Genomic DNA, 14711 nt, shown 5'->3' with positions numbered 1-14711 from the left:
TCAACAACAATAAAGCTTGGTGACATAAGGCGATATTGAGCCTTTGATCCATTTATTCAGTTTGTGTGTTTAGCTAAATCAGGTTGTTGAATCTATATGTGAAACAAAAAAGCCAGTAGTACCCTCAGGCACTACTGGACTTCATCTATCGATAACAATACACAAGCGGTTACTTGTTTTGACGGCGACGCCATGCCGCAAGCGGCAATAACATAAATAGGCCAAGACCTAAGCTGCCTGCACCATCTGGTTTAGTCCAACCACTTTCTACGGTGTTTTTAACATTAATGCTAACCATAGTTGATGTTTGTTCTACACCATCACTAATAACCAACTCAAATACGATATCTTGGTCAACTGAAACATCAGGAGCCGTGACCGATAGCGCTAATCCTTGAGCACTATAGTTAGCTTCAGCGCCAGAGACTTGTTGCCAAGTGTAAGTTAATCCAGCTGGCTCATTAGCAATCTCAGCAGTGATAACCGTGCTTTCACCTTCATTTAGTTCAGTGTTACCACTAAAGCTAACATCAAAAGCTAATGGCACATTGATAACAGACACATTAACCACTTGAGTTTTATCCAGTACACCGTCACTGACCGTTAAAGTAAATGCTATTGCTGTATCTGCTGTCACTTCTGGTGCGGTTACAGATAATATAGCCTTAGAGCCATCAAAGGTTAACTCTGGTCCAGCTGTTTGTTCCCAGCTGAAACTAAGCTCTGAACCATCTTCAGCAACCGTAGCTGATGCATCAATAACCAGTGTTTCAGCTTCATTCACTTGCTCTGGTGCATCGATAATTACGTCAACATCTAAGCTCGGCTTAGCTGGATCACCACATTGGTCACCATAAACTTGTTGAACCCACTCAGGGTAATCAATGTACGGGTTACGGTTTCCTTGATACTTATACACGGCATCATTACGCTGTGTATCAGCAGCATCAACTGGATCTTGTTGATGCCAAGCATAAAGTGTACATAACTTGCCATGCAAAGGGTCGTTATTACTGATTTCATCAGCCGTTGTAATGCGATCCACTGCAACCAAGTCAGGCATGTTACTGTCATTGCCTTGGTAACGTGTATCCATGTAAAGGATCATACGTGCGACATCACCTTTAACTTGATCGCGAGGCTCAAAACAACGTGCCGCAGTATCAACGTAATTGCCTGGTGCTTCTGCCACCTCAGTTCCAGTATCGCTACACTCATTAAAGTCATAGTTACTGCGAGTTGAGTTAACCTTTACATTCGTTGGACGTAAATGGTGCGCATCGGTGTAACCTAATTGCGACTCACTTGGGAAGCCATGGCTTTTAGCCCAAACGTGTTCACGGTTCCAGTCACCGGTATTGCCGCCATTATTTTGCTTAGACACAGATAGGCCTGTGTAAAGCTCAATAACATTACTGCTGTTAGCAGGATCTTCATCAGAATAAGACAGTGCTGTCCAAACTTGCTTGTAAGTTAGCTGTTGATGACCTGCTGTAATAGCAACAGAAATAGCATTTTTCATTGCTTCAGCATCATCGAAATTCCCCGTCAGCACGTTAGTATAATAAACGTTACCGTCAAAGGTGGTGGGGTCTGCAACAGGAGTTAACTCTTCACAACCTGAGCAAGGCGTATCTGGGTCTGGCTCAACTGGCGTTTCGCCACATGCACTTTCCCCAGCACAACCTAGGCCATCAGCAGTGTCAATATCAAATGTCACCCACTGATTGTTATCCCCAGGGAATGCTGCTGTTGCATCAGTATCACCAGCGGTGACACTGTTTTTGCGACGTAGCGTTTTGTCTTTTGTCGAAAAGTTTGCATCGTTCGGATCCGTCCATTCGGAACCAGGATCTTCACCTAACTTACCTAAACGGTCGATAACTACATCATCTTTATAAAGAACCAGCGCATCATCACCATTAAAATAAGTAACAGTTGAAGCTGTGCCAACTTTGAATGCATCATCGGCACTGCTGTTATGGAAAACAATGCTTTCACCAGCAGCCAGCATACCCGTTAATGTTTCGGTATTACCCGCATCAGTGCTGCCATTGCCATATAAACTTAACGTGTATACAGCAGCATCTAAATCAATTGCACTGCCACCTACGTTAGATAATTCAACAGCTTTATTATTGCCACCACCTTCTACGTATTCGGTAATGATTAATACACCAGGTTCAGCAGTACAAGCCCCTTCACCAGGACAACCTAAGCCATCACTGGTGTCTTTATCGAATACTAGCCACTGGTTATCAGTACCAGGGAAATCAGCCGAGGCATTGGTATCACCTGCAGTGATACTGGCTTTGCGTCTTAACGTTTTATCTTTAGTCGAAAAGTTAGCATCGTTTGCATCGGTCCATTCAGAACCTGGGTCTTCGCCAAGCTTGCCAAAACGGTCAATAATGGCACCGTCTTTTGTTAGCAATAACGCATCGTCACCATTAAAGTAGGTTACAGTTGATTCAATACCCACTTTAAAAGCGTCATCGGCACTGCCATTGTGGTAAACAATACTGCTGCCAGCAGCTAATGTACCGGTTAGAATTGACGAGTTACCCGCTTCAGTTGAACCATTCGAGTAAAGTGTAATCGCGTATTGAGCAGCATCTAAATCTACAGTACTCGTGCCTAAGTTTGAAATTTCTACCGCTTTATTACTGCTTGAACCTTCAATGTACTCAGTAATGACCAAGTTAGCCTGTGCAGCAGTTGATGCCGTGGCCAATAACAAGGTGACCGCTTTTGCAGCTGCAGTTATTTTATTTTTCATAGTCGTATCTTTTTAAGTTGTTAATGCAAAGCGCGCCGCTTTAGGGCTAACGCGCAGAGTCATTTAATGGCTTTATTTACGATTACGGCGACGAAGAGCCGATAATCCCAATAACGAAAGCAAACTAATGAAGCCCATGCTTCCACCTGAGTTATCTTTTTCTTCTTGCTTAATTTCAGCAACTAAGGTGTCACGGTTAGCAATTTCAAGGTCAAATGTTAAACCTGAACCAGGAACCACTTCGCCATCACGTAGTAGCTCAACTTTGGCGCTGTATTCAGCAGAAGGTGCACCGAATACTTCAAAGTTGACTAATGTTGTGCCGTCTTTTGTCAGTACCACGTTAGGCTCGACTAATTGCCCTAAGTCGAGTCTGTCGTCATCGTTTTGAGGTGTGATCTTGATGGTAGCAACGTCACCTGCCAGTGCGCCTGCCGCTTCTGGAATGCTGTATGGCACTTTCACTAACTTGTTCAATTTAGTGAGGTACATAGAGCGGCCAGCGTCAGTTTCACCGGGTAAGTAACTTAATGACACCAATGCAGGATCATGATCTGATGAACGGAAGTGATCCGGTGCATAGAATTTATTCACTAAATTATTGTCATCACATTTATTATCGGTTTCACTATCTTCATCGTCATCACATTTGTATTCCATGTTGTAGTCATACAAGCTCGACTCAGCAGCATTAATGTGCCAATCGGTTGCATCAAGAACACGCTCTTCTAGTGAGGGAGAGATAAGAATATGGTCAAGAGAACCTAATTCATCGTTATATGAATAACTCCAAGCAGTCTTGCCTTTTTGTTCAAACACTTTAGACAAAATGTCGACATAGCCGTATGTCTTATTAATGTTCACTGGCGAACCATCAAGGTTAAATTGTGGTTTAGTGCCAATAAAGGTATGGCTTGCTGTCGTTAGCGTTTTATTGCGTGGGTTTTCAGTCAATACCAAAATGGCATCTTCTTTAGCATAAGAGTTAAGGTCACCTAAGATGATTTTATCACCGTCGATTTTCTCCATTTCTTCAGCTAATTGCACCGCTCCTGAAACACGGAACTCAGCACATGAACCTTGTTTATCAAGATCGGGGGCACTGCTAGTCCATTTAACTGCGTCACCAAACTCAACCCCTTGCCAATCTTCCCAACAGGTTGAACCTTTTGACTTAAAGTGGTTCACCGCTAACGTTAAACGCTTACCGGTTTGGTTAACAAGGAAGGTAGTCACTAATGCATCACGGTGATAGTTTTGGCCGCTTTCTAAGATCTCGTCTTTACCATCTTTAATCACTTCGTTGTTGTCATTAACAATGGTTGGCGCTTTTTGTTGTGGCATCGTCACAACGCGAGTACGTTCAATACTTAACTTGCTAGGACGATAAATAATACCGGTTGCAATAGCGTCAGAACCTAAGGCATCAAGCTCATCAAGAATTTGGTTACCGTTGTGGTCAAATCCCACAAACACATAACGGTTTTCAGTTGAGTAAGGCTTGTCGTGGTTATTCGCCCATTCGTCGTTGTAATAAACGTTAACTTCATTGACTAAATCAGCAATGGCACTGGTTAATCCAAAGCCATTGTTTTCCATTTCCATTAGGCCAACAACGTCAGCATCTAAGGCACGGATAGCTGCAACAAGTTTGGTTTTTTGTTGGATAAACTCGTGATGAGTATCAGCGCCGCGGCTTTGACCAAACTGGTTTTGCGCGCCACCAAATGGTGAGTTGAAATAGTTAAATAAGTTTTGTGCCGCAATACGGATAGCGAAACGATCCGCTGCTGTTGTCTCATCAAGATCGGGACTGTCAGTACGCGGTATGTTTTTGATAAAGTTATGACTTTTCAGTTCATTGGTAACAGTTAACGCATAATCACCATAACTGTAACTGATTACCCCTTCCATACCGACAACACTGTCATCGATACGAATGTAATCGGTATGGGGTGAATTAAGGAAATCTGGATAATATGGAATCACACCATTAGCGGCTTTAGTCGCACTTTCAACCACTAAGCGATAATCATCATTTTGCGCTGCTGCAGCAGCAGACTCTGGAGAGCCGGCGATGAATTTTTGATTAGGCTGTAAGTTAGGACGCTTATATGCCAAGGTAATATTGTTACGATAGCTATCATAGTTAAAACTGAAGCTACGCGAGACGCGCATGTTTTGATCGCCATCTTCTAGTGGATTTATATCCTGAGGAAGATTGACTAACATACCTTCATAGCGCTCAAGCGTTGTCGCAAACAAACCACCGTCTGACTCTAACACTTCAATATCAGTGGCTAATGTTGGGGTATAGCTTGTATCAGTGACTTCCCAAACTTCAGCATCAAGTTGAGTCTGATCGTAACTTTCTGCAACCACACTGCCTAAACAGACGGTTTGACCAACCATATTGGTATTGGCGCTACCACTTTTAACAAAAATACCATCAGAGGTGAGTGGGTTACCGTCGGGTACTAAGTCACGGATATAAAAGCCACTAGCAGGCAGACTCACTACCGCTGACACCACACCTTCTACAGCAACGCTTTGGCCAACCAATGGAGAAACACTGCCCGGACCTTGGATCTCACCAATAGTCGTTAAGTTTTCACATACAAAAGGCGTAAACGCTTCAGCATAATTTGCTTTACCAACCGTTGAAGTATCTAACGGGCTAGTGACTTCCCATTGTGACGCATCAAAGGTAGCAGCTTGTACTGGAATATTTCCTTCACTGTCTAGGCGACGGCGCAATGTGGTATCAACCGCCCAATAACTGCTATTGCCTACAGTACCAATGCGATCGATAACACTACCATTGTGTTTTAGATAAACACCGTCATCACCATTAATGAAAAAGTTCGTGTACCTAGCTGAACCTTCACCGATAACAAAATCACCACCATTGGCAGTAATCGTGTCTTTATATTCATCAGTAGCGCCAGTGTTCAACACAACTAAAGACTTGCCAGGAGCAATGGTCAGCCCGGTTAATAAAGGGGCACCGTTAGCGGTCGACAACTTATTTTCATGCCTACCACTACCTAAAATATACAGCGCCGTATCATCGGTAAAAGTAAAAGATTCCGTTGCATGGGTGTTAGTTATCTCAACCGAACCTAGCGCAATCGCATTGTCTACATTTTGAGTGCTTGCTTGTACCATTTCGGTAAAAATTAGATCGTCAACACCCGCATAAGCCGTTGTGCTGAACATACTGGCCAGTGCCAGTGATAATAAAGTTTTCTTCATCGTAAACTCGTTATTTAGTTAACTTGCAAAGGGGCTAGAAGTACATGCGTGCATAGGCATATGCGGCTTCTGGCGCCTCACCAACACGACCTTCAATTGACAAAACGATACCTTTAGCTGGGTAGTAATTAGCACCTAGACTGGCCCAGCGGCGCTCTTTACCAAATGCATAAGGCAGTTGGGTATAATCAAAATTAGGCCCTTCAATATCCCAGCTTTCATATTCTTCGTGGTTAATTGAAGCAATCACTTGTGTAGACTGGCTGTAGTCATATTTGGCGCTTAAGGTCGCACCCACATTGCGAAAGGTTTCATAGGCAAGATAAACATCACCACTTTTACGAGTGGCGAGATCTTCATCTTCAAGAAAGGCATTAAATCCAAGAGTCAGTTTTGGCATCACTTCTACACGTACACCAAAACCCATTAACTTTTGCTCACCATATTTAGATATACCATCAGAACCAGCACGGCTTTCAAGTCCGAATACACCTGAAAACATATCGGCTTTCCAGCCAACATAACCATTAACGATGTCACCTTGGGCGGCGCCACTTTTGTGCTTACCGTCATAAGAATATGAAACGCCATAAAACACGTTATTGAACTTTGCTTCATATTTAATGGTGTTTTCTTGATCGCCCGCTTCGCCTGTTTCAACCGCTTTGTTGAAGGTGAAGTCGCCATAATGGTCGTATCGGTCAAATGCAGTATCGGTTAACCCAAATTGAACCCATTGATATTCATCAAAGCGATAACCTAAGTACATTTTGTCAATGGCAAGTTCAAACTCACCGTCACCACCAAGCCAATTACGACGTTGGTAATCAAGCTCTAAACGATAAATAAAGTTACTGCGCTCACCTTTAACCCCCATAGTGGCAAAGCTGTCATCGACAAAACCTTTGGTATCGTAAAATTCATCATGGTTGTAATCTGGATTGGTCGCAAAATGTCCTCCAACCCCCACTTCACCATAAAGGCGAATATAATCGCCATTATCACTTTGTTGTAATGCGACTGCGCTGGCGCCTGTAGCACAAAATAAAGAGGCTAAAGCGATTGCAACGGTTGTTTTTCTAAGCATCGCGTATATTTCCATTAGGTAAACTTCAATTCTTTTGCTGAAGAATTGAATATTGATGTATTTAATATTTATGTGAGGTCAATCTGGGAAGGCTAGAAATATTGCGTATCACGCTATAAAAACGAGAATTAAACACGCTTTTAAAAATCACAAGTAAATGAAAAATAAAACAGAAAATAAGTAACGCTTAATTAACTTAACGCTAAAAAATAGCAAAAAAACTCATAACAAATAAAACTAAGCTCTCACTCACTTTTTTAAGCAGAACATATTAAACATAGTTAAATTAACTATTTCACAACATTAACCTCAATGTGATTATATAAATAGCCCAACTAATCAACAACGCAATGCTAAGTAAGTGTGAAGTTAAAGGCAAGAGAAATAAATGTGACAATCGGTTGAATAAAGGTACTTAAGAAATAACTTAAATAGTAAAAAACAGAGCCTTACAAAAGCATACATTTGTAAATAGAATGTACACCAAATACAGGAAGACATATTGAGTTGGCAGTGATAAATAACTGTCTGCTAAAGTACAAAGCGATATTCAGTGAATACATCACAATTCGCTTAATGATAAAAAGTCACTTTTACGCTAAGTATTAAAAGAAATAACTCTCAAGATAGTGTGTATCAAGCAAAATAAAATCAGCAAACCTCATAAGTTGAAAGCTTACATTGTCAGCTGGTACAAGCTGAGTAACGTACCTAACACTGTAACAAAACACCTAAAAATCGCCACCAACTGTTTTTATTGGCGCACAATCAATTTACACAAAAACCTATGATATTTGGGGTTTTTTAATATCACTCAACGAATAAACATAAAAACCACATATAAAAAACGGTAGCTCGTTTTATTTTAAAAACAAACTTACGTTGGCTTTATATTTATATAAAGCTGTGTATATTAACGTTACATTTATTATAAATGACTTGCGATTTAACTAAAAAGCAATATCAGTAGTACCTAAATTTGATTGATAAATTAAGGTATAAATAAGGAAGATTAATGGTGCTTTTCATATTTCAAAGGCAAATAACACGCATCAAAATAAGCATTATAAACAAGAAAATTTGCAAAAATAATGTAAAAAAAACTAACAATTAATCGTCAACAAAAAAACATCGCTTTATATCAACACTAATATGTGGCTTATCAATCTAAATAATGCATAAAAAACACTCAAAAATATGTTAAATATTAAGCGACGATTAAAGATGAATTTTTTTAAAATTGCGACAAAGATACAATTTCTGCGCCTCCTCCCCCATTTGGCGTTTATAACCCCCTCCGATTTTCTGACGCAAGCTAACCAATAACAAGATATTGCCCCCCAAAATACGACTAACCATTAATTTATATATAGAACAGTCATCAAATTATTATCTGAACGCAGGGCTAATGAAGGCGTTTATTGCACAATATGCTGCAATGGCATTGTAATAAAAAAGCGGCTAATAATAGGAGTAATGCGCCGTGTTGAAGTGAACATAAAGGGGATAAAAGCGGATTAACGCACCAAAACGCTAAAGGGTTAATCGGCTTTGGTTGCTGTAAACAATAAGCGTATCTTAGTCAAATACGGATCAGCAGCTTCAAATAACATACTAATACTGCATTTACCCAAGTGTTGCGATAACGACATACTGTCGCAAATAAACCTAAAACGTATTCACGGTTAATGCCGTGTTAAACAGCGCAGCGACAGTAACCGTGTCCAAGCCTGATTAAAATAATCCTGCTAACTCAACGTAACAAATCAAAATAAAGTGATGACAAGATTAACTTAGGCTTTGTTTTAACTTTCTTTTTTCTATCGAAAGCTTTACCGACTTAAACATACAAAATGCCGCCCACGGCACTGCAACCGCAAGCGCACCATTAACAATGGTCGAGTCCGCTAATATCGGGTGCAGCGCAGCTGGATTTGCGCTAAACATCGCGTAAATACCCAAGCCAATCACTATCATGGCGGGGGCTTCTATTAATTTGAGCAGCTTCACCTTTTTTTCAACTTCTTTCAAGCGCGCCTGTGATTGTGTCTGTTCACTCATTTAGTTATACCTTTTATTGCTTAATTGACTTGCTCGTTCTTTTACTTGGCTTTAAGCGTAAAATCACCATAAACGTGACCATTAGTGCTGACAAACCGTCCAAATAGCACATTTGAATCAGCTGTTGTTATTGTCATTGAGTTAGCTTAAAAACAACTTAAACCACAGTTTTTTGATACACCTTCGCGACCGCATTATTCACCACCGTTCGTAGCCATTTATTGGCTGGATCTTGGTGATTTTTGCTTGTCCACACACTGTATATATCCATTTTTTGGCTAGGAAATGGCATTTCCATAATATTAAGACTGAATACCTGCTGATAGTTTTTGGCATACGTATAAGGCGAAATACAGATTGCGTCAGATTTACTGACCGCTGATAACATACTTAATAAAGAAGACTTCTCCCCCTGCATTTGCCTTGTGGGTAAATGACGGGTTGCAATTAACTCTGCTACTCGCTGATTTTGGCGTTGAAAACGGTAAAACACATGTTTAGCTGCAAAATAACTGGCTTGATCGATACCATGAGCAAATTGCGGGTGATCGCCACGCGACACACATGCCAGAGATTCACTTGCAACTAATTGACTTTTAAAACTGGCTTCTTTGGGCGCAACGATATCTAGCGCTAAGTCCAGTTGTTGAGACTGAAGCTCTTGATACAGCTCCTGTTCATCCACATTTGACTCATTGAACACTATTTCAATTGGTAATGTTGCCGTTGCCTGTTCAATTTCAACTTGAATTAAATCAATAAAAGACTCATTGGCATTTACAGTGAAAACGCGATTGGCCGTATTAGGGTCAAAGGTTTTTACGCTTTGCACGGTTTGTTCTATCTCAACTAGCATGGGCGCTAAAGCGTTATACAAATGCTTAGCTATCGCAGTCATGGCAATTCCTCTGCCTTGACGAAAAAACAGCGGTGCACCAACCAAAACTTTAAAGCGGTTTATGGCGTTGCTAACTGAGGGCTGTGTCAGCATTAACGCATCTGCAGCCTGCGTAATCGATTGATATTCACATACAGTGCAAAACACGCGGATTAAATTGAGATCCAACCTTTGTTCTTTGTTGTAATCTACTAAATCGGTTAACTCATTTGCCTTATTTAGCTCCACACCAACACTCCTTTTGTTCCTTGCTAGGTAGTCAACACATCGACTAAGTACATCAATATTATTGCGCTTATCCATCACGATACATTTATTTTATGAATGTGTTAACACTATTTCGCTATAGTTATTTTATGGTTTTGAATTGTTAAATTAGCCTCATCAACTATGAATGACCGAGGTTTACCATGAAAAAATCATTAATTTGCTTAGTAATCAGTTTAACGGTTAGCGCCCAAGTGACTGCAGCACAACATGAGCATGACCACATAACTGTCGACTACCACGGCAAACCCGCAAGCCAAGCAACCATTGAACATAATCAGGCGCTTGCTGCCACATTAAATTTTGATGACCAAGCCGCCTTTGAGCGCTTTAGTCGCAATAAAATTGCCACTTTTGATGAAGCCACTGCCAAGATACTGCGGGCTGAATTTAGCTTTATCAGTGACAAGATACCTGATTCAGTTAACCCTTCTTTGTATCGTCAAGCCCAGTTAAATATGGTGCCTAACGGCTTATATAAAGTAACCGACGGCATTTACCAAATACGGGGAACTGACTTATCCAACCTAACCTTAATTAAAGGTAAAACTGGTTGGATTGTTTACGATGTCCTATTAACCCAAGAAGCAGCGCAGCAATCGATTAAGTTTGCCTTTGAGCACTTACCTGAAGGTAAAGATCTTCCCGTTGTCGCAATGATTTACTCGCACAGTCATGCCGATCACTTTGGCGGCGCACGCGGAATCCAAGCGCTTTATCCTGAGGTAAAAGTCTATGGTTCGCACAATATTACCAGCGAAGTCATTGACGAAAATGTCCTCGCTGGCAATGTGATGAGTCGCCGCGCGGCTTATCAATATGGCGCAACGTTAGGTAAGCATGACCACGGTATTGTTGATGCTGCCTTAGCAAAAGGCATATCAAAAGGTGAAATAACCTACGTTAAGCCCGACTATGAGCTTAATCAGAAAAACAAATGGGAAACCTTAACCATTGACGGCCTTGAAATGGTGTTTATGGATGCCTCTGGCACTGAAGCTGCCAGTGAAATGATCACTTATATCCCGTCGATGAATGCCCTTTGGAGCGCTGAACTAACTTATGATGGCATGCATAACATTTACACGTTGCGCGGCGCAAAAGTACGTGACTCGCTAAAATGGTCAAAAGACATTAACGAAATGATTAATGCATTTGGTGACGACGTTAAAGTGTTATTTGGTTCGCATTCAGCGCCAGTATGGGGGAACAACGCGGTTAATTATTACTTGCGCATGCAACGTGACAACTATGGTTTGGTGCATAACCAATCATTACGTTTAGCTAACCAAGGTGTGGTAATTCAAGATATTGGGGACGCCATTATGGATACCATTCCCGAGCAAGTGCAACAAGAATGGTATACCAATGGGTATCACGGTACATACAGTCACAATGCCAAAGCAGTTTACAACATGTACCTAGGTTATTTTGACATGAACCCCGCCAATCTTAATCCGCTAACCACCAAAGCTGAAGCAACTAAGTTTGTTCAATACATGGGCGGTGTAGATAATGTGATGACCAAAGCCAAACAAGATTATAGCCAAGGCGAATACCGCTTTGTTGCCACCGCGCTTAATAAGGTTGTCACCGCCGAACCTCAATATGAGCCTGCCAGGCAACTGTTAGCTGACACCTATGAGCAACTTGGGTATCAAGCTGAAGGAGCTGGATGGCGTAATATTTACTTAACTGGCGCACAAGAATTACGTGTTGGCATTCAGCCTGGTACACCTAAAACCGCATCGGCAGATGTGCTGAGCGAAATGGACATGCCTACTTTGTTTGATTTCTTAGCGGTTAAAGTCGATAGCATTAAAGCGGCTAAGCTTGGCAACATTAACCTTAATGTGGTCACCCATGACACAGGTGCTAATAGCCAACATACCGATTACCTTTTTGTTGAAATGAGTAACGGTAATTTAAGCAACATCAGTGTTGAAAAGCTTAAAAAAGCAGACGCGACGTTAACTCTTAACAAGCAAGATGTGGTCAATGTACTGCTTGGGCAAACCAGTTTACAGGCTTTATTTGCCTCGGGTGCGGCCACTATTGATGGCGACCAACAAGCGTTTTCAAACATCATGTCCACCATGGTTGAATTTAACCCACACTTTGAAATAGTGCCGCTTAAGTAACCTTTAAGCAGATATAAAACAGGTAAGCCAAGCTTGCCTGTTTTTTATGGGTGGGCTTTGCCCACATGCTTTTCTAAAAAAGCCTTTCTTGCATGCCTTTTATTAAAAAGCGCCTTACCACACTCGCTTTGTAACACTCTTGCTTTTATAACAGATGATTTAGATGAAAGTCTTCAATAAACAAAGCTTGAAATTAGCCCTTTCATCAGGGGCTTTTAATAACCAGAAGTGTGAAAATGCCGTTTTTAGATTAAGTCTTCATACGTTAAAATGGCAGCATTAGATATCAATAGCCATCGCAAGACGCTCCTACTTGCGCTATTAGATTATTTATCATGCTATTTTGCAAAAGGATCAAAGGAAAAGTCATGCAGATTGAAGATAATCAATATTACTACCAGCAGGTATTTCAAGGCGTTAGCTTAAGCGCTGCCACAATTACCCACGTAGAGTTTGAGTGTTGTCAATTTATTGAGTGCGACTTTTCTGCATCCACTTTCAGGCATTGTAAGTTTGCGCAATGTCAGTTTCAACAGGTCAACTTAAGCTTGGCAAAACTGCCATTTAGTGCATTTTATGAGGTAAGCTTTACTGATTCGAAACTAACCGGCATTGACTGGACTCAAGCAGACTGGCCCAGCCTTCATAATGACCCGATGCTGCGTTTTAACCAATGCTTATTAACTGATTCATCGTTTTACGGGTTGGTGATACAAGGTAGTCAGTTTATTGATTGTAAACTTAAAAATGTCGACTTTACCGATACTGATTTAACCGCATCATCACTGCAAAATAGTGACTTACAATACGCACAATTTATGCGAACCAACCTAAAACAATGTAACTTTACTGATGCAATGAATTACCACATTGACCTGCACCAAAACACCATAACCCAAGCGACATTTTCACGCTTTGAAGCATTAAGCCTCTTAGAGGCCTTATCCATTGAATTGGTAGATTAAATCAATAAATAAGCCTTATATTAAGCCATTCTCAAACAGTAAATGCTGCCAATCAAGTTGATAAAACTGCCACGCTGATAACGGATTAGCGCTATTGCCAGTTGCGCAAGCTAAAGGATGACTTATAGTATCGGGCGCGGATTCATTGTGACTTGCGTTATCAAGGTCACTTAATCGCGCCCTGTTATTACTGGTTACGTTATTGTCGGCTACTTGATTGATGGTATTGCTTCCATTATTACTGACCGCCATATTTACCGACACGGCAAAGCGATAGGTTTGATTAAGCCGCCCCATAAATACATGCCAGTTTTGAGCACCATAGCAATCTCGGTCATGGGAAAAACGGTGAGAATCATCAACATCGATAGCAATGCGTTCAACCACATTTAGCCTAGTTGATGCTGATTGAGCCATTAACGGGACTAATGGGTCTGGTAATCGTTTATTTAACGACTCATTTAACGGCAATGCCCCCTGAGTGTTTAACTCAACGGCACTGGTTTGCTGGGCGGAAAAATTGACACTAAATGATTTAAGTGACAACGCTAAACCCGAACCTTCCGCTTTAATGTACGATTCCTTTATCGACCATAAATCAAAAAAGCGCTGCCGCTGATACTGCTCATCCAATGCCAGTAAATGTGTGGTTTCTTGCGGGCTAAAATAATGATTTAAAATAGGGTAAATGTCAGTTTTGTCACGATTTCTTTCTATATCTACCCCGAATAAAGGTTTATCTGTCACCCGCAAGCCATCAGGCGCTTGCTTTAACAAACCAATCATTAACCATTCACCACTATGGCTTATATTAAAGCTCAGTCCGGTGGCTAAGTATTGCGCCTTTATTAACTCAGGCTTTCCCTGTGAACCATAGTCAAATTGCCATGCTTGCGGCGTGATATCTCCATGGCGAGACAATACCATACGTAATACGACGCGCACATAAAGCGCTTGTATTTGGCGCTGACTTGAACGGGTAATGTTGTTCACTCTTGCCAACTCATCCGCGCTTAGCCAACGTAATAACTGTGCCTGTAACGGCGCTGACATCTGTATTTCAGTTAATGGTAAAAAGTAAACAAACGCTGACATATTCGAGTCTCGGGTAATTATTCACACTAAAGTCACCCTACAATAGGGATAACGCGAGCGTTGCAAAATAAGACAACATTATGCCTATATAGAATAAAATAACCATATTCAAACACCTATATCCCTATGACTCACACGATTATGACCAATGAAGCCCGCGAAC

8 protein-coding genes are annotated in these 14711 nt (G+C 41.1%); 2 read left to right on the top strand and 6 right to left on the bottom strand.

Annotation, left to right across the window (positions count from 1 at the left end):
- Positions 1 to 169 precede the first annotated feature (169 nt).
- The 5 genes from G3R48_RS05135 to G3R48_RS05115 all read right to left on the bottom strand — a co-directional run bounded on the left by G3R48_RS05135 (position 170) and on the right by G3R48_RS05115 (position 10308).
- The gene (locus G3R48_RS05135; RefSeq protein ID WP_153662555.1) at positions 170 to 2779 is read right to left on the bottom strand and encodes an endonuclease; all 2610 of its coding nucleotides are present in this window, start codon (positions 2777 to 2779) and stop codon (positions 170 to 172) included.
- Positions 2780 to 2851: 72 nt separating this feature from the next.
- Complete coding sequence (locus G3R48_RS05130) at positions 2852 to 6034, bottom strand: ExeM/NucH family extracellular endonuclease (protein ID WP_153662557.1); 3183 nt, start codon at positions 6032 to 6034, stop codon at positions 2852 to 2854.
- Positions 6035 to 6068: 34 nt separating this feature from the next.
- Entirely contained in the window at positions 6069 to 7121 is a 1053-nt protein-coding gene (locus G3R48_RS05125; RefSeq protein WP_153662559.1) for a porin, read from the bottom strand.
- A gap of 1788 nt (positions 7122 to 8909) precedes the next feature.
- Entirely contained in the window at positions 8910 to 9182 is a 273-nt protein-coding gene (locus G3R48_RS05120; protein ID WP_153662562.1) for a hypothetical protein, read from the bottom strand.
- A 157-nt stretch (positions 9183 to 9339) separates the two neighbouring features.
- Positions 9340 to 10308 (bottom strand): LysR family transcriptional regulator, encoded by a 969-nt coding sequence (locus G3R48_RS05115; protein WP_194823852.1) that lies wholly within the window; start codon positions 10306 to 10308, stop codon positions 9340 to 9342.
- 182 nt (positions 10309 to 10490) lie between these two features.
- Here G3R48_RS05115 and G3R48_RS05110 point away from each other — a divergent pair, with 182 nt between their 5' ends.
- Both G3R48_RS05110 and G3R48_RS05105 read left to right on the top strand, forming a co-directional pair.
- Positions 10491 to 12488 (top strand): alkyl/aryl-sulfatase, encoded by a 1998-nt coding sequence (locus tag G3R48_RS05110; protein ID WP_153662566.1) that lies wholly within the window; start codon positions 10491 to 10493, stop codon positions 12486 to 12488.
- 368 nt (positions 12489 to 12856) lie between these two features.
- A complete protein-coding gene (locus tag G3R48_RS05105; protein ID WP_194823853.1) occupies positions 12857 to 13453 on the top strand; it encodes a pentapeptide repeat-containing protein in 597 nt (198 codons plus the stop codon).
- 15 nt (positions 13454 to 13468) lie between these two features.
- On the opposite strand, the gene G3R48_RS05100 is transcribed toward G3R48_RS05105, so the two are convergent.
- Positions 13469 to 14548 (bottom strand): 4'-phosphopantetheinyl transferase family protein, encoded by a 1080-nt coding sequence (locus G3R48_RS05100; RefSeq protein WP_153662570.1) that lies wholly within the window; start codon positions 14546 to 14548, stop codon positions 13469 to 13471.
- Positions 14549 to 14711 lie beyond the last annotated feature (163 nt).

Source organism: Shewanella intestini (assembly GCF_018221465.1).
Lineage (GTDB): Bacteria > Pseudomonadota > Gammaproteobacteria > Enterobacterales > Shewanellaceae > Shewanella > Shewanella intestini.
This window is presented reverse-complemented; position numbering and strand designations above follow the sequence as displayed.

Bases quoted from the DNA above. Each gene is read 5' to 3' on its own strand.
- G3R48_RS05120 (WP_153662562.1), bottom strand. From the start codon at position 9,182: ATGAGTGAACAGACACAATCACAGGCGCGCTTGAAAGAAGTTGAAAAA.
- G3R48_RS05110 (WP_153662566.1), top strand. From the start codon at position 10,491: ATGAAAAAATCATTAATTTGCTTAGTAATCAGTTTAACGGTTAGCGCC.
- G3R48_RS05100 (WP_153662570.1), bottom strand. From the start codon at position 14,548: ATGTCAGCGTTTGTTTACTTTTTACCATTAACTGAAATACAGATGTCA.
- G3R48_RS05130 (WP_153662557.1), bottom strand. From the start codon at position 6,034: ATGAAGAAAACTTTATTATCACTGGCACTGGCCAGTATGTTCAGCACA.
- G3R48_RS05125 (WP_153662559.1), bottom strand. From the start codon at position 7,121: ATGCTTAGAAAAACAACCGTTGCAATCGCTTTAGCCTCTTTATTTTGT.
- G3R48_RS05105 (WP_194823853.1), top strand. From the start codon at position 12,857: ATGCAGATTGAAGATAATCAATATTACTACCAGCAGGTATTTCAAGGC.
- G3R48_RS05135 (WP_153662555.1), bottom strand. From the start codon at position 2,779: ATGAAAAATAAAATAACTGCAGCTGCAAAAGCGGTCACCTTGTTATTG.